Raw genomic sequence first — 17,271 nt, forward strand, 5'->3', positions numbered from 1 at the left:
GATCTACTTCGGCGCGCAGTAACGCCTAACGAGTCAACTCTCGCATGCCTTGTTCCAACCCGGCTAGTGTCATTGGCACCATGCGGTCCTCGAAAATCTCTTGGATCATGCCGATGGAGTGGGTGTAGCCCCAGTATTTCTCGGGCACCGGGTTGATCCACAGGTTTGACGTCCACTGTTCGCGCGCGCGCTGCAGCCAGACTTGGCCTGCTTCTTGGTTCCAGTGCTCGTTGGCGCCGCCGGGGTAGGCGATCTCGTAGGGGCTCATCGAGGCGTCGCCCACGAAGATGCATTTGTAGTCGCCGCCATAGGTGCGCAGCACCTCGTGGGTTGGGATCTGTTGGTCCCAACGGCGGCGATTGTCGCGCCAGACGCCTTCATAGAGGCAATTGTGGAAGTAGTAGTATTCCAAATGCTTAAACTCGGTCCGCGCGGCCGAGAACAGCTCTTCAACCACCTTGATATGCGGGTCCATGGAACCGCCGACGTCGAGAAAAAGCAGGACCTTGACCGCGTTATGCCGCTCTGGCCGGGTTTTGACGTCCAGATAGCCGTGTTCGGCAGTGGCGCGGATGGTGCCGTCCAGGTCCAGCTCTTCTGCCGCGCCCTCACGCGCCCAGCGGCGCAGACGCTTCAAGGCGACCTTGATGTTGCGCGTTCCCAGTTCGACAGTGTCGTCTAAGTTTTTGAATTCGCGCTTGTCCCAGACTTTCACCGCACGCTGGTGGCGGCTTTCCTTCTGGCCGATCCGCACGCCTTCGGGGTTGTAGCCATAGGCCCCGAACGGAGAGGTCCCGGCCGTGCCGATCCACTTGTTCCCCCCCTGGTGACGGCCTTGCTGCTCTTTCAGGCGTTCGCGCAAAGTGTCCATCAGCTTGTCAAAGCCGCCAAGTGCTTCGATCTCGGCCTTTTCCTCGTCCGACAGGTGTTTTTCTGCCATCTTGGCCAGCCAGTCCGCGGGGATGTCCACCGCCTCCAGCACCTGATCAAAACTGATCTCACCCAGCCCCTCAAAACTGGCAGCAAAAGCGCGGTCGAACTTATCGATATTGCGCTCATCCTTCACCATCGAGACGCGGGCGAGGTAGTAGAACGCTTCGACATCATACGTGGCCAAGCCCTTTTTCATCCCCTCCAGAAAGGTCAGATATTCCCGCAGTGAGACCGGGATGCCTGCTTTTCTGAGGTTTTCGAAAAAGGGCAGGAACATGGGTTACACCAAGAACCGGACCAAAATCAGAGACAGGATCAGGCCCAAAAGCGCAAAGGCTATGCCGTAACCGGCCGCGTATTGCGCCATGTCAGCCTGGTTGCCGTTGCGCTTGCGCGCGGCCATTACGCCCAGGATCGCACCCAAAACAGCCATTCCCACTACTACGAGCATTCGTCTGTCATCCGCCTGTATTGTTTCTCGACGTTCCAGCGTCGCCCTCTGCCAGAGACCGGGCCACCAGATCCGAGCCAAACCCGTATCGCGCCCATCCGATACTGTCCAGCCTGACGGCACGTGCCTGCTGCTCCTGTCCGGCTTGTTTCAGAGTCTCGGATTTCAACAGCAGCAACGTCGCCAGAAGTGAGGCGTTCTCGGCTCGTGTTATCACGTCAATTGCGGAGTTCAGATCGGGCAGGATTTCGGGCCCTCTGTCCTGCGCCAGCGCAAAAGAGGCTGTTTGGGCCGTGACATGCGCGCGGTGAACCTCGGTTCCGGGGGTGGCGTTCAGGAATTGCAGCGCGATCTGATAGTTCTGCAAGGCGGCGGCGGGATCGCGAAACTGGATCATGCGGCCCATAAGGTAATGCGGATAAGCACGGCGGTGGTCGGTCCAGCCCTGCCGCCGTCCGATCTCGGCCGCGCGTTTTGCTGCGCGCAGCTGTCGGGGGGAACCAGGACCGGGGCCGAGGGCTTTATTGATCGCGTCGACCCATTCGCGCGGGGTTTCGGTCAACGGTTGCACCGGCAGCCGGTCGCCGCGCGGGTTGAGGCGGCTGAGCAGGCCGGGGATTACGGCCTCGACCTGTTCACGGGACATCCCCGAGCGCAGTTCAGGAGAATAGGCCGCCCGCAGGATCAGCATGTCGAACCCGGTCAGAACGGTGTGGATATTGTCATCGTTGAACACGGAGTCGGGCAGATGATAAAGGTCGTTGAGCGGCCCCAGCGCCTGCGCCAGTTCCTCATGTAGACAATCGCGAATTTCCTGCGGGCTGACATCTGCAGGGATGAAAATGCCTAGACGCTCGCGCCGTTGAAGCTCGGTCCAGCTGCTTTTGGGCTTGCGGCGGTCGCGGCGGTATTCCTCGAGGCTCGATGAATTGGGAACCACGAAGCAGGCAGCATTGGGCAGGATGCGTTGGATGTCGCGCTGGGTGACGGCCTCAATGGTGATATTGGCCTGACCTTCGGGAATTTGCCGGATGTCGATCCTGGCCTCGCGCCGAATGCGGTTCAACAGGCTGGTCAGGTCGCGCTGCATGCTGGCCGTGGGCGTGCCCGTCAGGCGCACGGTGATGGGTGTTTCGAACCGGGTGAAAACCGGCAGCTCAACGCCGCTTTCCAACGCAAAATGCAAGTCCAGGAAATCGGCAGCAATGTTGGTATTGGACCGCGCAGGGGGCGTTGGCCGCGACGCCGAGAACGACTTGGTGGGGGGCAGGGATTGCTCAACGACCTTGACGTTGTCCGGCAATTCGATCCGTTCGACCGTTGTACAGGCCGACAGCGCCAACACTGCAACGAAGGCGACAAACCGCTTCATGCGCGATTGTACTTTATGAACGGCGTCAGGGTGCCAATCCGATCATAGAGCTGGCGCGCGGTGTGATTGAACTCCTGCGTTAGCCAATAGACTGACGGAGCGCCTTGGCGATCGGCCTCATCATAGACCGCCTGAATCAGGGCGCGCCCGACGCCGGTTCCGCGCGCCTCGGGGCGGGCGAACAGGTCCTGGAGATAGCAGACATTCTCCACCTTCCAGCCATGACGGTGAAACAGGAAGTGCGTCAATCCGACCAGCTTGCCGTCCTGTTCGGCAACAAAGCCCGAGAAATCCTGCGGGTCATCGCCCAGTAGACGTTCGAATGTCGTCTCGTAGATGGCGTCGGGCAGGGTGGTTTCGTAGAATGCAAGATAATCACGCCACATCTCGGCCCATTGGGCCTTGTCCTCGGCGGTCAGTGGGCGGATTTTGAGGTCTTTGGCCAAGCGATGCGTCCTGCTTATTTGGTTTCTGGGATGCTGACACCCGGACCGCCAAGAAGCAAGCCGCGCTCACATCCTGTTCAACGTCGACTGCGAGCCATGAAGGCCAATCGCTCAAACAAATGCACGTCCTGTTCATTTTTCAGCAGCGCGCCGTGGAGTTTGGGCAGCGCATTGGCCCCGTCGCGCTTGAGGTCTTCGGCGCTCAGATCCTCTGCCAGCAGCAGTTTCAACCAGTCCAGAACCTCGGAGGTTGAGGGTTTCTTTTTCAGGCCCTGCGTGTCGCGGATTTCGTAGAACTGCGTGAGCGCGGTGGTCAGAAGCGCATCCTTAATGCCTGGGTGATGGACTTCGACAATACGGCGCATCGTGGCCTCATCCGGGAAGCGGATATAGTGAAAGAAGCAGCGGCGCAGGAAGGCGTCGGGCAGCTCTTTTTCGTTGTTCGAGGTGATGATCACGATTGGGCGGTTCTTGGCCTTGATCGTCTCGCCGGTCTCGTAGACGTGGAACTCCATCTTGTCGAGTTCCTGCAGAAGGTCATTGGGAAACTCGATATCCGCCTTGTCGATTTCATCAATCAGCAGCACGACCTTTTCGTCGGCCTCAAACGCTTGCCAGAGCTTGCCCTTGCGGATGTAGTTCGAGACGTCATGTACACGCTCTTCGCCCAGTTGGCTGTCCCGCAACCGGCTGACGGCGTCGTATTCGTAAAGGCCCTGCTGTGCGCGCGTGGTGGATTTCACATTCCACTCGATCATGCGCAGACCCAACGCGCCGGCGACCTGTTTTGCCAATTCGGTCTTGCCAGTGCCGGGCTCCCCTTTGACCAGCAAGGGGCGCTCCAGCGTGACGGCGGCGTTCACGGCGATGGTCAGATCATCGGTGGCGACATATTCGGCTGTGCCTTGAAAACGTGCGGTCATCGGGTCCTCTTGCTGTTTCCGGCGAAACTGTGGTGTCCGGGTTACAGAGCGATGGGGAATTTGACAAGCCGGGCCGCTGCGTCGGTGAATCAAATTTACCAGCGAGTCCAACCGCTTTTGTATGATTCGCAGGCAGGTGTCTTTCTCGAGGGTTGAACAATGCCCTGAAATTGCCTGTCGATTTTCACAGAAAAACAAGGATTTGTTGTTGTAAGTCTCATATTTAGATGAAGGCTTGCGACGGGGCGTCGGTTCTACGTTTGTGTAGTGACATTCCAGTGCCCGTCGGCTAAACGCTGCGCAGAAGGGAGAGCCAAATGTCTGGTGAAGCAACCGTGACCGACGTTACAGGCCATACCGAGGGAGCAAATATGAAGCAGGAAGTTTTTCTGCCGGAGGACTACCGTCCGGCCGAAGATGAGCCTTTCATGAATGATCTGCAGCTTGAGTATTTTCGCCGCAAGCTGCTGGACTGGAAGACAGAACTACTCGCAGGCAGCCGCGACACGATCGAAGGGCTGCAGGACAACACCCGCAACATTCCGGACGTCGCCGACCGCGCCAGTGAGGAAACCGACCGCGCGCTTGAACTGCGCACTCGGGATCGTCAGCGCAAACTGGTGGCGAAGATCGACTCGGCCTTGCGCCGGATCGACGAAGGCGAATACGGGTATTGCGAAAAAACAGGCGACCCGATATCGCTGAAGCGTTTGGATGCGCGCCCGATCGCGACCATGACGCTTGAGGCGCAGGAACGCCATGAACGTCGCGAAAAGGTCCATCGCGACGATTGATCGTCCAGAAATGTTAATAATTCAAACGCCGGGGCCTGTCGCTCCGGCGTTTTTGCGTTAAGGCAAGGCCATGAAGATCAATGGTTTGAAGTTTTGCGTTGTTGGCGGCGGCATTGGCGGCCTTGCGGCGGCGTTGGCCCTGCGCCAGCGCGGGGCGCTGGTGACTGTGCTAGAGCGGGCCCCAGCGCTGACCGAGGTCGGAGCAGGCCTTCAAATCAGCGCCAACGGGATGTCCGTTCTGCGCGCCTTGGGTATTGCGGGGGATCAGCCTGAAGCCGCGCAATTCTCGTACGGAACAATTCTGCGCGACTATCGCAAGGGCCGGGTGATCAGTCGTATTCCAGCCCCGGCGGCGGGCCCGACATTCTACTATCACCGCGCCGATTTGCTGGAGGTGCTGCGAAAGGCTTCCGAGGATGCAGGTGTCGACATACGCCTTGGCGCGCGAGTGCAGACGGTTCGCAAACATCCGTCCGAGGCCGAGATTGTACTGGATGATGGACTGCGCCTTCGCGCCGAATGTGTCATTGCAGCAGATGGCGGACGCAGCGCCCTTCGTCCGATCCTGAATGGCCCGGAGGCTCCTGCCTTTACCCACCAGATCGCCTGGCGCGCCACGGTGCCTTGGGAGAACCGTCTTGAGAGACCGCAAGCCTCACTGACAATGGGGCCGAGGCGGCACGTCGTCACCTATCCGCTACGCGACCAACGCCTGATGAACGTCGTCGCAATTGAAGAACGCTCGGACTGGCAGCAGGAAGGCTGGCGCATACAGGGCGATCCCAATGACCTGCGCGCTCGGTTTGCCGATTTTGGCGGGCCGGTGAGGGATATTCTGACAAAGGTCGAAGAAACGCATCTGTGGGCTCTGTTCCTGCGTCCGGTGGCCGAGAGATGGCAGAACGGACGCTTGGCCCTATTGGGCGACGCGGCCCATCCGACGTTGCCCTTCATGGCACAAGGGGCCTGTCTGGCGCTTGAGGATGCCTGGGTTCTGGCACGCTCTTTCGACAGCCAATCGGGTGTGAGGCAAGCTCTTGCATCCTACGAATCCGCGCGCCAGCGCCGCGCGCAACATGTGGTCGCTGCGGCCTCCGCCAACGCGCGGAACTTCCATCTGCGCGGTCCAATGCGTCTGGCCGCGCAAGCGGTTCTGGCGGCGATAGGTCCGCGCCTGACACGTAAATACGACTGGATCTACAGCTATGACCCGACCGTCTGATCTCAGATATCCAGATCGACCCAGACCGGCACGTGATCCGAGGGTTTTTCGTGCCCACGCACCTCTTTGTCGATCTGACAGTCCCGCATCAAATCAGCGGCTTGCGGGGTCAGTAGAAAATGGTCGATGCGAATACCGTCATCCTTGTTCCAGGCTCCGGCCTGATAGTCCCAGAAGGAATAGTGGCCCGCACCTTGCACGCGGGCACGGAACGCCTCGGTGAACCCAAGGTTCAGGATCTTGCGGAACGCGGCCCGGCTTTTGGGCCGGAACAAGGCGTCCTCGCGCCATGCCTCGGGGCGCTTTGCATCTTCTGCCTGCGGAATGATGTTGTAGTCGCCCGCCATTAACGCAGGCTCTTCGCTCGCCAACAGATCATGGGCGCGATCATACAGACGCTCCATCCACGCCAGTTTGTAGTCGTATTTTGGCCCGGGCGTAGGGTTTCCGTTTGGTAGATAGAGGCCACAAATCCGCAGCGCCTGCTTGCCGACAACAGTTGCTTCGATCCAACGCGCTTGTTCATCTTCATCGTCACCGGGCAAGCCGCGTGTTACATCCTCCAAAGGTAGCTTCGAGAGGATTGCGACTCCGTTGAAGCTCTTCTGACCATGTGTTTCGACATTGTATCCGCGTTCTTCGAAGATTTCGCGGGGGAAGTTCTCGTCGATGGATTTGATTTCCTGCAAAAGAACCACGTCTGGCTGGGCATCATCTAACCAACGTGGCAAGGCTTCGGCCCGCGCTTTTATGCCATTGATGTTGAACGTGGCGATTTTCATGCGCGATCCTCCGAAGCTGTTTGCAACCTATCGCCCAGAATGATCCCAGCGGCAAGGTGGTGGACGGGGTTGCGAGGCTCTGCCTCGCGCTCCGAGGTATTTATGGACAGATGAAGAAACGGATCCTTAACCAATTTGGTTGTAGCAAAGAGATGCGGTACAGGCGGAGGCGCCGATGACTGCGCCAGGTGAAGCTCTCCGGCGTTCAGGTCGGAGAGTGGATCCCTGCTTCATCTGGCTGAAAATACCTTGGGGGTGTGGGGGCAAAGGGGGTGTGGGGGCAAAGACCCCACGTGGTTTACATGGAAAACGACGTGCCACATCCGCAGGAGGACGTCGCGTTGGGGTTTTCGATCACGAACCGCGCGCCGATCAGTTCCTGGGTAAAATCAATGACCGCATTTTCCAGAAAGGGCAGGGAGATCGAGTCGACAATCACCTTTTGGCCTTTGCCTTCCAGCACAAGGTCGTCCTCTTTTGGTTCGTCCAACGCGATTTCGTATTGAAAACCGGAACATCCGCCGCCTTCAACGGCAACACGCAAGGCCTGACCCTGATTGGCGGCACCGATTTCAGCAAGGCGCTCAAACGCGCGTTCTGTGACTGTCGGAGGCAGATTCATGCCGGACTCCAAAGGTTTATTTCCCAACCAACGTACAATATATGAAACCTATCGACAGGCGACAAGGACCAGACTTTTGAACAGAGCGGGTTTTGCCTCGGATCCAGGCCGCGCACGGGGGCGGTTGGTGCCTGAGGAGGAAAGCAGTTTCCGGTCATGCTTCCAGCGTGATCGGGATCGCATCATTCATGCCAGCGCGTTCCGGCGGCTTAAGCACAAGACGCAGGTTTTTGTCGAACATGAAGGCGATAGCTACCGCACCCGCCTGACGCATTCAATCGAGGTGGCTCAGGTTGCGCGGACCATTGCGGGTGCGTTAGACCTGAACCCGGAACTAACCGAGGCCATCGCGCTTGCGCATGATTTGGGTCACACGCCTTTTGGTCACACGGGTGAGGACGCGCTGCATGCGTTGATGGTGCCCTATGGTGGTTTTGACCACAACGCACAGGCCATCCGCATCGTCACCAAGCTGGAGCGCCACTATGCCGAGTTCGACGGTTGCAATCTGACATGGGAATGTCTGGAAGGGATCGCAAAGCACAACGGACCGGTGACGGGAGAGCTGCCTTGGGCTCTGGCCGAATGCAACGGCGGATTTGATCTGGAACTGCACACCCACGCCAGCGCCGAGGCGCAGGTGGCGGCCCTGTCGGACGATATTGCCTATAACAACCACGATCTGCTGGATGGGCTTAGGGCCGACCTGTTCTCTGACGATGAAATCCAGCAACTCCCGATTTTGGGAGAGTGCTATGCGGCAGTTGATCGAGCCTATCCCGAGCTTGATCCGTATCGCCGTCGGCATGAGGCGTTGCGGCGGGTTTTTGGTGTCATGGTCTCGGACGTAATTGATACCTCGCGAGAGCTTATTGCCGGATCGGGGGCGCAATCGGTTGAGGGTATCCGTCACCATGGCGCTCCGGTCATTCAGTTTTCTGACGGGCTTTGGGGGCAACTCAAGGAAATCCGCGCCTTCCTGTTCGCGCGAATGTATCGCGCCCCCAGTGTGATGGAGGTTCGGAAAAAAGTGGCTCGTGTGGTCGAAGATCTGTTCCCGATTTACCTGAATGATCCCAAACAGATGCCGACCCGTTGGCATGACGATATTGAAGCGGCGCAGGATGAGACCGCGCTGGCGCGGATCGTGTCAGACTACATTGCGGGTATGACCGATCGATTTGCGCTGCAGGATCACAAACGCCTGACAGGCCAGTAACTATTCGATCCCGACATAGGCCAGCGCCCAGACCTGCTGACCGGCCTGTTCCGCTGCCAGATCAGCGTCGTCGGTTGGTGGAAAGACGATCATGGTTGGGCCGTAGCCGCCGATGCCCATTGGGCTGCCGTCCGCATGGGTCGCGACGATCGGATTGTGGGCCTCAATACTGCTCCAAGGAATTTCGGCCTGATACCCGTCCAGTGCCATGGGTTTGGCGGTTTTTCCTTCGGCTCCGGCCATGCTCATCACCGCCGAAAGAAGAGGGCCAGAGAACGTGATCTCGCGTTTGTTGCCTTCGGGGCCGTAGGGGATCGTGATTTCGGTCTGATCAAGCGCATCCAGCATCGCGGTGTCGAAACCGGCGGCTCCATTGTGAGTGATCTCCAGATACCCAAGCAGACCGCCATCATTCTCGCCGCGCGCTGGCAGGTTGGTCTCAGAGACGGCGCCGCCCAATGTCAGCAGAACGTGTCCCTTGGGCGCGGGCATCTCGGCCCATACGGGCGTCGCTAGGGCAAGGACAAGGGGCAGGACTAGGCGCATGGGTCGTCTCCGGTTTTGAAATCCTGCACAAATTAGCGGTGTTCGAGGACAATCCAAGCCCAAACCGATGCCTTCCATTGACCTTGACGCTTTGCGTGGTAAACCGCCGGGCAAGCAAAAGGACATCCGAAATGAACCTGTTTTCCGAGATCCGCGGCCTTGTATTGGACGCGTTGGCGCAGATGCAGTCCGAAGGCGCTCTGCCCGAGGGGTTGAGCTTTGACAACGTGGCCGTTGAGCCGCCGCGCGATGCCGCGCATGGCGATATGGCGACCAATGCGGCGATGGTGCTGGCCAAGCCCGCCAAGATGAAGCCGCGCGACATTGCGGATGCTTTGGCGGCCAAGCTGGCCGCCGATAGCCGGATCACCAGCGCAGAGGTTGCGGGGCCGGGGTTCCTGAACCTGCGTTTGGCGGCAACGGTGTGGCAAGGTGTTCTTGCGCGCGTGTTGGAGATGGGCACGGACTACGGCCGCTCGACCATGGGACAGGGACAGAAGGTCAACGTGGAATATGTCTCGGCAAACCCGACCGGCCCACTGCATGTGGGCCATACGCGGGGCGCGGTGTTCGGGGACGCTCTGGCAAGTTTGCTGGCCTATTCCGGCCATGACGTGACGCGCGAATACTACATCAACGACGGTGGCGCGCAGGTGGATGTGTTGGCGCGCTCGGCCTATGAACGCTACCGCGAAGCCAATGGTCTGAGCCCCGAGATTGCCGAGGGTCTCTATCCCGGCGACTACCTGATCCCGATCGGCGAGGCGCTGAAAGAGAAATACGGTGACAGCCTGATCGACAAGCCCGAGAGCGAATGGCTGGAAGATCTGCGCAACTTTGCCACCGACGCGATGATGGACCTGATCCGCGCCGACCTGAAGGCGCTGGGCGTTGAGATGGATGTGTTCTTCTCGGAGAAATCCCTCTATGGCACGGGCCGGATTGAGGCCGCGCTGCAGTCGCTGACCGACAAGGGCCTGATCTATGAGGGCGTGCTGGAGCCGCCCAAAGGCAAGAAGCCTGAGGATTGGGAACCGCGCGAGCAGACCCTGTTCAAATCGACCGAGCATGGCGATGACGTCGATCGCCCGGTCAAGAAATCGGATGGCGCTTGGACCTATTTCGCCCCGGACATCGCCTATCACTACGACAAGGTCAGCCGTGGTTTTGATGCGCTGATCGACGTGTTTGGCGCGGACCATGGTGGTTATGTCAAACGGATGAAGGCCGCTGTGTCGGCGCTGTCTGACGGCAAGGTGCCACTGGACATCAAGCTGACCCAGCTTGTGAAGCTGTGGAAAAATGGCGAGCCGTTCAAGATGTCCAAGCGGGCCGGGAACTTTGTCACCCTGCGCGATGTGGTCGATCAGGTTGGCCCGGATGTGACCCGTTTTGTGATGCTGACCCGCAAGAACGACGCGCCTCTGGATTTCGATTTCGACAAGGTGCTGGAGCAGAGCCGCGAGAACCCCGTGTTCTACGTGCAATACGCCCATGCCCGCGTCATGAGCGTGCTGCGCCGCGCCGCTGAAGCCGAGATTGCCGCCGATGATGCGACCCTTGTGGGCGCCGATCTGGGCAAGATCGACCATGCCTCAGAACTGGCTGTGGCCAAGAAACTGGCCGAATGGCCACGCTTGGTTGAGATCGCGGCTCGTACCAACGAACCGCATCGTGTCGCCTTCTATCTGTATGAATTGGCAGGGGATTTTCATGCTCTGTGGAACAAGGGCAACGAAGAAACCCAGCTGCGCTTCATCCAGGATGGCGATGTTGCCACAAGCCAGTCGAAAATCGCATTGGCCCGTGCCGTTTCTGTTGTGATTTCAGCAGGCTTGGGTATTCTTGGCGTTACTCCGGCGCAGGAGATGCGGTAACCAATACCGCCCGAACCGCCGGTCTGAGGCAGACAAGAAATGACCCGCGCGCCTTAATTTCAGGCGCAATCGGGCGGTGAGGCGGACATGACGAGTTACGATTACTCGGGGCATCAAAGCCCCGGGCAGATGCATTACCCGAATCAATCCTATGCCGATGATGGGTATGATTACCCCGACGAAATGGCCGACCATGCCGCGCCGCGCAGCGGTTTTGGCGTTGGCAAGGCGATGAATGTGCTGGGGGCGGTCGCCTCTCTGGCGCTGGTCGCCGGGATCGGAATCTGGAGCTACAAGCTGGTGATGCGCGATGTCAGCGGCGTGCCTGTTGTCCGCGCCGCCGAAGGTCCGATGCGCATTCAGCCCGAAAATCCGGGCGGACGTCCCGCAGATCATCAGGGTCTGGCCGTGAATGCCGTTGCTGCCGAGGGTTCGGCAGCCGCCCCTGCGGATCGTCTGATCCTCGCTCCGCGTCCGGTCTCACTGATGGATGAGGACCTGCCTGCTGGTGAATTGAAGCCGACTAAAGCTGTCCATGTCGTCGAAGAGCCGATCTCGAACGAAGAAGCCGCGGCGCTGCGGCAGAACGCAGTGGACGCTCTGGTTGCCGAACTCGCGGGCGAGGCGGCGCGTTCTAACGATGAACAAACCGAGGATGGCGTGCAGCTGGCCTCTCTGGTGACACCCGAGGAAGAGCCGGCGATTGACCCTGCGGATTTCGCAGCAGCCCTGCCAGACCCGGCCATTGCAGAGCTTCCGGGCGTGCGCCGCTCATTGCGCCCCCAGACCCGCCCCGTCCGCCGTGCGGTGGTCACCGAGACGTCTGAGGCAGCGATCAACGCAGCCGTCAAATCCGCCGTTGGGTTGGATGTAGACCCTGACACGCTGAGCAAAGGCACCCGTCTGGCGCAGCTTGGCGCTTTTGAGAGCGCGGATGTCGCCAAGTCCGAATGGGCGCGCCTGAACGGCCAATTCGGCGAGTATATGGACGGAAAACAGCGCGTTATCCAGAAAACCTCAAGCGGTGGCCGGACCTTTTACCGGTTGCGCGTGCTTGGTTTTGATGACCTGAGCGACTCGCGTCAGTTCTGCGCGGCGCTCGTTGCGCAAGGGGCCGACTGTATCCCGGTGGCCGTCAGGTGACGTTCGGAGCCGCGATTTCTGACGCAGAAGCGCTGCGGCTGACCGATGACGAAAGGGCCCTGTTCCGTGAGATGAACCCGTTTGGGTTCATCCTGTTCGCCCGCAACATCGAAAGCGCCGATCAGGTCCGGGCCCTGTGCGATGACTTTCGCGAGGCCGTTGGGCGGAATTGTCCCATAACGATTGATCAGGAGGGAGGCCGTGTTCAACGTCTGCGCGCCCCTCTGGCGCGCGAATGGATGCCGCCGCTCGATCATGCCGAACGGGCCGGAGAGCATGCCGAACGCGCCATGTACTTGCGCTATCGCCTGATTGCGCACGAGCTGTTTGAGCTGGGGATCGACAGCAACTGCGCGCCGATGGTGGATATCGCGCGCCCGGAAACCCACGCCTTTCTACGCAACCGCTGCTACGGCAGTGATGCAGAAAGCATCGCTAAACTGGGCCGCGTCGTTGCACAGGGGCATCTGGATGGGGGCGTTTTGCCCGTCGTCAAGCACATGCCCGGTCACGGTCGGGCCACGCTGGACACCCATTTCGACCTGCCGCGCGTCGACCTGCCTCTCGAAGAACTGACGCAGACCGATTTCGCCCCGTTCAAGGCTCTGAACGACCTGCCAATGGCGATGACCGCTCATCTGGTGTTCGAACAGATCGATCCGACACCGGCCACGATCTCGGCCCCGATGATGAAGGTCATCCGCGAGGTGATTGGCTTTGACGGGTTAGTCATGACCGATGACATCACCATGAAGGCGCTCAGCGGGTCGGTGCCCGAACGTGCGGCACGGGCCTTGCAGGCGGGCTGTGATGTTGTTTTGCACTGCAACGGCAGCTTTGACGAACGTCGTGATGTGCTTGAAGCCGCAGGCCAGATGACCGAGGCGGCGCAGGCCCGCGCAGATCGGGCCTTGGCCATGCGCAAAAAGCCCGCCGAACTTGACATCGAGGCCACTGAGGCTGAACTATCTGCCCTAATGGGCGGGCAGGTATATGAACGATAGTCTTTTCAGCGAAGATCCGGTTTCGGTCGCCGACCGGCTGGCAGCCGAAGCGCTGATCGTTGACGTCGATGGGTTCGAGGGCCCGTTGGACGTGCTCCTGACCTTGTCGCGGACGCAAAAGGTCGACCTGCGCAAGATCTCGGTTCTGGCGCTGGCGCAGCAATATCTGGCTTTTGTCGAAAAGGCGCGTGCGCTGCGGATCGAACTGGCCGCCGACTATCTGGTGATGGCCGCTTGGCTGGCCTTTCTCAAATCCCGCCTCCTGCTGCCGCCTGACCCGGATGACGAGGGGCCCTCGGGCGAGGAACTCGCAGCCCACTTGGCCTTTCAGCTTGAGCGCTTGCAGGCCATGCGCGATGCCGCCGCCCGGCTGATGGCGCGTGACCAGCTCGGGCGTGATTTCTTCAAGCGCGGGCAAGCCGAAGACGTCACTCGCATTCGCACCGTGACCTATTCCGCCACGCTGCTGGACTTGATGCAGGGCTATGCGCGCATCCGCACCCGCGATGAATTCCGCCCCTTTGTGATGGACCGCGACTCGGTTTTCACGATGGAGCAGGCGCTGGAGCGTATGCGCCCTCTGATCGGGTTTGCCGGTGCCTGGACCGATATGGAGACCTATTTGCCCGACGGATGGGACGGTGATCCGGTGCGGCGACGCTCGGCCACGGCGGCAACCTTTGCGGCCTCGCTGGAGCTGGTGAAAGAAGGACATATGGAGATCAAGCAAAGCGATACCTTTGCCCCGATCCATCTGCGCAAGAGGACCGAGACCCGTGACTGACGCCCCCGAAGAAACCGGCACCCTGTTCGAAGCGCCCCCTCTGGTCGAGCAAGAGCGGATGGTCGAGGCGGTGTTGTTTGCCAGCGCCGCACCGGTGACGAATGCCGATCTTGAGGCGCGGATGCCTCATGGTAGTAATGCCGCGCAAGCCGTTGAATTGCTTCAGAAACGCTATGAGGGACGCGGTGTGCGCGTGGTCAAGGTTGGTGAGGCTTGGGCAATCCGAACCGCCCCGGATCTGGGCTTTCTGATGCAGAAGGAAACGGTTGAAACCCGTAAGCTGAGCCGTGCGGCGATCGAAACGCTGGCCATCGTCGCTTATCACCAGCCCTGCACGCGGGCTGAGATCGAAGAGATTCGCGGTGTCTCCGTCTCGCGCGGGACGATCGACCAACTGCTCGAGATGGAGTGGATTCGGCTGGGCCGTCGCCGCATGACGCCGGGCCGCCCGGTGACCTTTGTCGTCACGCCCGAGTTTCTGGATCATTTCGGGTTGGAAAACGCCCGCGACCTGCCGGGCCTCAAGGAATTGCGCGCCGCTGGCTTGTTGGAAAATCGCCCACCGCCGGGTGCAATCCCACTGGGTGAAGGGCGCGAAGACGAAGTTGACGAAGATCAGACCGAACTCTTCGAGGAAGAGTGATCAGACAGCCCTTTTGTCGCCGCATGGATACCCTATCTTTAGGCGCAGGAAACGGAGTTGAGCAATGAATGCAAATCGGATCATCGACATGATCGTCCGCCAGGTCATGCGCCGCCTTGTAAATTCAGGTGTGAACAAGGGGTTTGACATGGCCAGCCAGATGGGGCGCAAGATGAAACCTCCGTCGCGTGGTCAGGACGACTCGGATACGAATCGCGGAAACACCGACAACCGGGGTTGAGGTGAGGGCGGGTAGGGCGGAGATCCGACCTTACCCGACTGCCTTGAAATGTTTGGACAGTTTCAGCCCCTGTCCCTGATAGTTCGAGGCTATGCCCGCGCCATATAGCTGCGTGGGCATTTCGGACATCTTCTCATAGACCAAGCGCCCGACGACCTGACCGTGTTCCAGCACGAATGGGGCCTCGTGGCAGCGGACCTCAAGCACACCGCGCGATCCGGCACCACCTGCGGCGGCATGGCCAAAGCCGGGGTCGAAGAAGCCTGCATAATGCACCCGGAATTCGCCGACCATGGCCAGATAGGGGGCCATTTCCGCCGCGTACATGGGTGGGATATGCACCGCCTCGCGACTGACGAGGATGTAGAACGCGCCGGGGTCTAGGATGATACAGCCATCACTCGTGCGCACCTCTTCCCAATAGTCTTGTGGGTCGTATGCGCCGATCCGGTCCAGATCAATTACGCCGGTATGCGGCTTTGCACGATAGCCGACCAGATCGGTGTCGGGCAACTGCAGGTCAACGGAAAAGCCTAAACCGTCCTGAATGACGGCAGGTCCATCGACCAGCGGGGATTCGGTGTGTAGCGCGGTCAATTCGGCGTCGGTCAGAACGGCTTGACCCTGACGGAAGCGAATCTGGTTCAGCCGCATGCCCGGCCGAACGAGAACCGAGAAGGACCGTGGACAGATCTCAGCATAGAGTGGACCGGTATAGCCTGCGGGCACCCGGTCGAACTCGGTGCCGCCATCGGTGATTGTTCGCGTCAGCAGGTCCAGCCGCCCGGTTGAGCTTTTGGCATTCGCCACCGCGCTGGTCTCAGCGGGCAGGGCGAGCGATTCCATCAACGGCACGAGATAGACGCAGCCTTTCTCGAGCACGGCTCCGTCGGTGATATCGATCCGGTGCATTTCGAACTCGGTCAGACGGTCGGCGACCGATCGTCCTTCGCCCGCCAAGAACGAAGCGCGGACGCGGTAAGCCACTGTTCCCAAACGAAGATCAAGGCTGGCGGGTTGCACCTGTGCCGGGATCACATCCGGGCTGGCACTGATCTCACCGCGTGTGATCATCGCTTCGATCTGCTGGTTTGGGCATACACCTGTCATTTCGATCCCCCCTGATGCCAGAGCGGGATCTGGCCTGTCTGCCATAAACGTCGGTGTGATTTGGTCGGGCTAGCAGGACTCGAACCTGCGACCTTCCGTCCCCCAGACGGACGCGCTACCAGGCTGCGCCATAGCCCGACGTTGGAGTGTTCATAACGGTTTTCCCGGCAGGGGCAAGAGGAAAACATTGCCTTTTTTCTATCCTGCCGCCCGTGTTTCCACCCGGTTCAACCATGCGCGCAAATCCTTGGCCAAGGGCGCGATACGGCTGAGTAGTTCATCGTCGAATTCGGACCTATTCCATGCCAGTGAAGCGATGCCTCCAACCAAAGGCGCGGCATCCAACTCGGCTGGTTCGGCGCTTTCCTCTGATGCCTCAGCCTCTTTCGGTGCGTCGAGGTCCATTGGGATTTGTTCGGTCTGAGGTGCAGGTTTGGCGGAAAAGGGAACAACGGTCCTGTCCGTATTCTCGACCGCAGGCTCATCCAGAGACGGTGAGAGCGCGGCGACATGGGCAACGCCCTGTTCGCGCAGTATCCGTTGTACGCCCTTGATGGTGATCCCATCCTCGTGCAGCAGCTTTTTGATACCGCCCAGCAGACGCATATCATTAGGGCGGTAGTACCGGCGCCCTCCGGCCCGTTTCACGGGCTTGACCTGGGTAAACCGGCTTTCCCAAAAGCGCAGGACATGGGCCTGTACTCCGAGCCAATCCGCAACTTCACTTATGGTGCGAAATGCGTCTCGAGATTTACTCATGTCCGCGAGGTCCTAGGATTACTTGCGATTCCCGGCGGCGACGCGATCCTTCATCAGGTGCGACGGACGGAAAGTCAGCACGCGGCGGGGTTGAATGGGAACCTCTTCGCCGGTTTTGGGGTTGCGACCGATACGAGCGGTTTTGTCCCGAACGCTGAACGTGCCGAATGAGGAAATCTTAACCTGTTCACCGCGCACCAGCGCGTCGGACATGTGGTTCAGAACGCTTTCCACCAGCTGCGCGCTTTCGTTGCGTGATAGGCCAACTTCACGAAAGACGGCTTCGCTTAGATCCATTCGGGTCAGTGTTTTGTCGCTCATACCTTTTCCCCTGTTGCTGTCAAAGCATAGGGCGGGGGCAAATTCACTGTCAATATCAATGAATTGCAGGTGGGGACGT

The 17,271-nt window shown here is 59.7% G+C and carries 20 protein-coding genes and 1 tRNA gene; 9 read left to right on the forward strand and 12 right to left on the reverse strand.

Features of this window, described 5'->3' with window-relative positions; genetic code table 11:
• Positions 1-25: 25 nt before the first annotated feature.
• From ACXAH8_RS01815 to ACXAH8_RS01835, 5 genes are read right to left on the reverse strand one after another with little or no spacing between them, the layout of a single operon-like run.
• Positions 26-1,210, reverse strand: coding sequence for a vWA domain-containing protein (locus ACXAH8_RS01815; RefSeq protein ID WP_170373959.1), 1,185 nt, complete (start codon positions 1,208-1,210; stop codon positions 26-28).
• Positions 1,211-1,213: 3 nt separating this feature from the next.
• Entirely contained in the window at positions 1,214-1,384 is a 171-nt protein-coding gene (locus tag ACXAH8_RS01820) for a hypothetical protein (RefSeq protein ID WP_475215583.1), read from the reverse strand.
• Between the two features lie 7 nt (positions 1,385-1,391).
• Positions 1,392-2,756 carry a DUF2927 domain-containing protein gene (locus tag ACXAH8_RS01825; protein WP_475215584.1) on the reverse strand — a complete coding sequence of 455 codons (1,365 nt, stop codon included), beginning with the start codon at positions 2,754-2,756 and terminating at the stop codon, positions 1,392-1,394.
• Positions 2,753-3,220, reverse strand: a complete 468-nt coding sequence (locus ACXAH8_RS01830) for an N-acetyltransferase family protein (RefSeq protein WP_475216260.1) — start codon at positions 3,218-3,220, stop codon at positions 2,753-2,755. The genes ACXAH8_RS01825 and ACXAH8_RS01830 overlap by 4 nt, the downstream gene beginning before the upstream one ends.
• A 59-nt stretch (positions 3,221-3,279) precedes the next feature.
• Positions 3,280-4,125 (reverse strand): AAA family ATPase, encoded by an 846-nt coding sequence (locus tag ACXAH8_RS01835; RefSeq protein ID WP_170466382.1) that lies wholly within the window; start codon positions 4,123-4,125, stop codon positions 3,280-3,282.
• A 371-nt stretch (positions 4,126-4,496) separates the two neighbouring features.
• Here ACXAH8_RS01835 and dksA point away from each other — a divergent pair, with 371 nt between their 5' ends.
• Together dksA and ACXAH8_RS01845 are read left to right on the forward strand one after the other, a co-directional pair.
• Positions 4,497-4,919 (forward strand): RNA polymerase-binding protein DksA, encoded by a 423-nt coding sequence (gene dksA / locus ACXAH8_RS01840; RefSeq protein WP_170374347.1) that lies wholly within the window; start codon positions 4,497-4,499, stop codon positions 4,917-4,919.
• 70 nt (positions 4,920-4,989) lie between these two features.
• Entirely contained in the window at positions 4,990-6,141 is a 1,152-nt protein-coding gene (locus ACXAH8_RS01845; RefSeq protein WP_475215586.1) for an FAD-dependent monooxygenase, read from the forward strand.
• 2 nt (positions 6,142-6,143) lie between these two features.
• Here the strand turns inward: ACXAH8_RS01845 and xth are convergent, their stop codons facing one another.
• Positions 6,144-6,923, reverse strand: a complete 780-nt coding sequence (gene xth, locus ACXAH8_RS01850; RefSeq protein ID WP_475215587.1) for an exodeoxyribonuclease III — start codon at positions 6,921-6,923, stop codon at positions 6,144-6,146.
• A 298-nt stretch (positions 6,924-7,221) separates the two neighbouring features.
• Positions 7,222-7,545 (reverse strand): HesB/IscA family protein, encoded by a 324-nt coding sequence (locus ACXAH8_RS01855; protein ID WP_170373953.1) that lies wholly within the window; start codon positions 7,543-7,545, stop codon positions 7,222-7,224.
• Between the two features lie 76 nt (positions 7,546-7,621).
• Between ACXAH8_RS01855 and ACXAH8_RS01860 the strand changes: the two genes are divergently transcribed.
• Complete coding sequence (locus ACXAH8_RS01860; RefSeq protein ID WP_475215590.1) at positions 7,622-8,764, forward strand: deoxyguanosinetriphosphate triphosphohydrolase; 1,143 nt, start codon at positions 7,622-7,624, stop codon at positions 8,762-8,764.
• Here ACXAH8_RS01860 and ACXAH8_RS01865 read toward each other — a convergent pair whose 3' ends face one another.
• Entirely contained in the window at positions 8,765-9,310 is a 546-nt protein-coding gene (locus ACXAH8_RS01865; protein WP_475215592.1) for a putative pterin-binding protein, read from the reverse strand. It abuts the gene before it with no gap.
• 131 nt (positions 9,311-9,441) lie between these two features.
• Between ACXAH8_RS01865 and argS the strand changes: the two genes are divergently transcribed.
• The 6 genes from argS (at position 9,442) to ACXAH8_RS01895 (ending at position 15,002) form a co-directional block, all read left to right on the forward strand.
• The gene (argS, locus tag ACXAH8_RS01870; protein WP_170717825.1) at positions 9,442-11,187 is read left to right on the forward strand and encodes an arginine--tRNA ligase; all 1,746 of its coding nucleotides are present in this window, start codon (positions 9,442-9,444) and stop codon (positions 11,185-11,187) included.
• Between the two features lie 87 nt (positions 11,188-11,274).
• A complete protein-coding gene (locus tag ACXAH8_RS01875; protein WP_475215594.1) occupies positions 11,275-12,330 on the forward strand; it encodes an SPOR domain-containing protein in 1,056 nt (351 codons plus the stop codon).
• Positions 12,327-13,334, forward strand: coding sequence for a beta-N-acetylhexosaminidase (gene nagZ / locus ACXAH8_RS01880; RefSeq protein ID WP_475215596.1), 1,008 nt, complete (start codon positions 12,327-12,329; stop codon positions 13,332-13,334). Before ACXAH8_RS01875 ends, nagZ begins: the two co-directional genes overlap by 4 nt.
• A complete protein-coding gene (locus ACXAH8_RS01885) occupies positions 13,324-14,118 on the forward strand; it encodes a segregation and condensation protein A (protein WP_170688808.1) in 795 nt (264 codons plus the stop codon). Before nagZ ends, ACXAH8_RS01885 begins: the two co-directional genes overlap by 11 nt.
• On the forward strand, positions 14,111-14,761 hold the full coding sequence (gene scpB / locus ACXAH8_RS01890) for an SMC-Scp complex subunit ScpB (RefSeq protein WP_475215601.1): 651 nt from the start codon (positions 14,111-14,113) through the stop codon (positions 14,759-14,761). The genes ACXAH8_RS01885 and scpB overlap by 8 nt, the downstream gene beginning before the upstream one ends.
• A 64-nt stretch (positions 14,762-14,825) precedes the next feature.
• Positions 14,826-15,002 (forward strand): hypothetical protein, encoded by a 177-nt coding sequence (locus ACXAH8_RS01895; protein WP_475215603.1) that lies wholly within the window; start codon positions 14,826-14,828, stop codon positions 15,000-15,002.
• A gap of 30 nt (positions 15,003-15,032) precedes the next feature.
• Here the strand turns inward: ACXAH8_RS01895 and ACXAH8_RS01900 are convergent, their stop codons facing one another.
• From ACXAH8_RS01900 to ihfA, 4 genes are all read right to left on the reverse strand, one after another.
• Positions 15,033-16,112, reverse strand: coding sequence for a 2'-deoxycytidine 5'-triphosphate deaminase (locus tag ACXAH8_RS01900; protein WP_475215604.1), 1,080 nt, complete (start codon positions 16,110-16,112; stop codon positions 15,033-15,035).
• A 61-nt stretch (positions 16,113-16,173) separates the two neighbouring features.
• A tRNA-Pro gene (locus tag ACXAH8_RS01905) sits at positions 16,174-16,250 on the reverse strand.
• 60 nt (positions 16,251-16,310) lie between these two features.
• Positions 16,311-16,871, reverse strand: a complete 561-nt coding sequence (locus ACXAH8_RS01910; protein WP_475215606.1) for a MerR family transcriptional regulator — start codon at positions 16,869-16,871, stop codon at positions 16,311-16,313.
• Positions 16,872-16,889: 18 nt separating this feature from the next.
• Positions 16,890-17,192 (reverse strand): integration host factor subunit alpha, encoded by a 303-nt coding sequence (ihfA, locus tag ACXAH8_RS01915; protein ID WP_037316145.1) that lies wholly within the window; start codon positions 17,190-17,192, stop codon positions 16,890-16,892.
• Positions 17,193-17,271 lie beyond the last annotated feature (79 nt).

The organism is Ruegeria sp. ABV3_008 (assembly GCF_056161185.1).

What these genes read in the sequence shown, in the direction of transcription:
- ACXAH8_RS01815 (WP_170373959.1), bottom strand. Translation starts at nt 1,210, where the DNA reads ATGTTCCTGCCCTTTTTCGAAAACCTCAGAAAAGCAGGCATCCCGGTC.
- ACXAH8_RS01820 (WP_475215583.1), bottom strand. Translation starts at nt 1,384, where the DNA reads ATGCTCGTAGTAGTGGGAATGGCTGTTTTGGGTGCGATCCTGGGCGTA.
- ACXAH8_RS01825 (WP_475215584.1), bottom strand. Translation starts at nt 2,756, where the DNA reads ATGAAGCGGTTTGTCGCCTTCGTTGCAGTGTTGGCGCTGTCGGCCTGT.
- ACXAH8_RS01835 (WP_170466382.1), bottom strand. Translation starts at nt 4,125, where the DNA reads ATGACCGCACGTTTTCAAGGCACAGCCGAATATGTCGCCACCGATGAT.
- dksA (WP_170374347.1), top strand. Translation starts at nt 4,497, where the DNA reads ATGAAGCAGGAAGTTTTTCTGCCGGAGGACTACCGTCCGGCCGAAGAT.
- ACXAH8_RS01845 (WP_475215586.1), top strand. Translation starts at nt 4,990, where the DNA reads ATGAAGATCAATGGTTTGAAGTTTTGCGTTGTTGGCGGCGGCATTGGC.
- xth (WP_475215587.1), bottom strand. Translation starts at nt 6,923, where the DNA reads ATGAAAATCGCCACGTTCAACATCAATGGCATAAAAGCGCGGGCCGAA.
- ACXAH8_RS01855 (WP_170373953.1), bottom strand. Translation starts at nt 7,545, where the DNA reads ATGAATCTGCCTCCGACAGTCACAGAACGCGCGTTTGAGCGCCTTGCT.
- ACXAH8_RS01865 (WP_475215592.1), bottom strand. Translation starts at nt 9,310, where the DNA reads ATGCGCCTAGTCCTGCCCCTTGTCCTTGCCCTAGCGACGCCCGTATGG.
- argS (WP_170717825.1), top strand. Translation starts at nt 9,442, where the DNA reads ATGAACCTGTTTTCCGAGATCCGCGGCCTTGTATTGGACGCGTTGGCG.
- ACXAH8_RS01875 (WP_475215594.1), top strand. Translation starts at nt 11,275, where the DNA reads ATGACGAGTTACGATTACTCGGGGCATCAAAGCCCCGGGCAGATGCAT.
- ACXAH8_RS01885 (WP_170688808.1), top strand. Translation starts at nt 13,324, where the DNA reads ATGAACGATAGTCTTTTCAGCGAAGATCCGGTTTCGGTCGCCGACCGG.
- ACXAH8_RS01895 (WP_475215603.1), top strand. Translation starts at nt 14,826, where the DNA reads ATGAATGCAAATCGGATCATCGACATGATCGTCCGCCAGGTCATGCGC.
- ACXAH8_RS01900 (WP_475215604.1), bottom strand. Translation starts at nt 16,112, where the DNA reads ATGACAGGTGTATGCCCAAACCAGCAGATCGAAGCGATGATCACACGC.
- ACXAH8_RS01910 (WP_475215606.1), bottom strand. Translation starts at nt 16,871, where the DNA reads ATGAGTAAATCTCGAGACGCATTTCGCACCATAAGTGAAGTTGCGGAT.
- ihfA (WP_037316145.1), bottom strand. Translation starts at nt 17,192, where the DNA reads ATGAGCGACAAAACACTGACCCGAATGGATCTAAGCGAAGCCGTCTTT.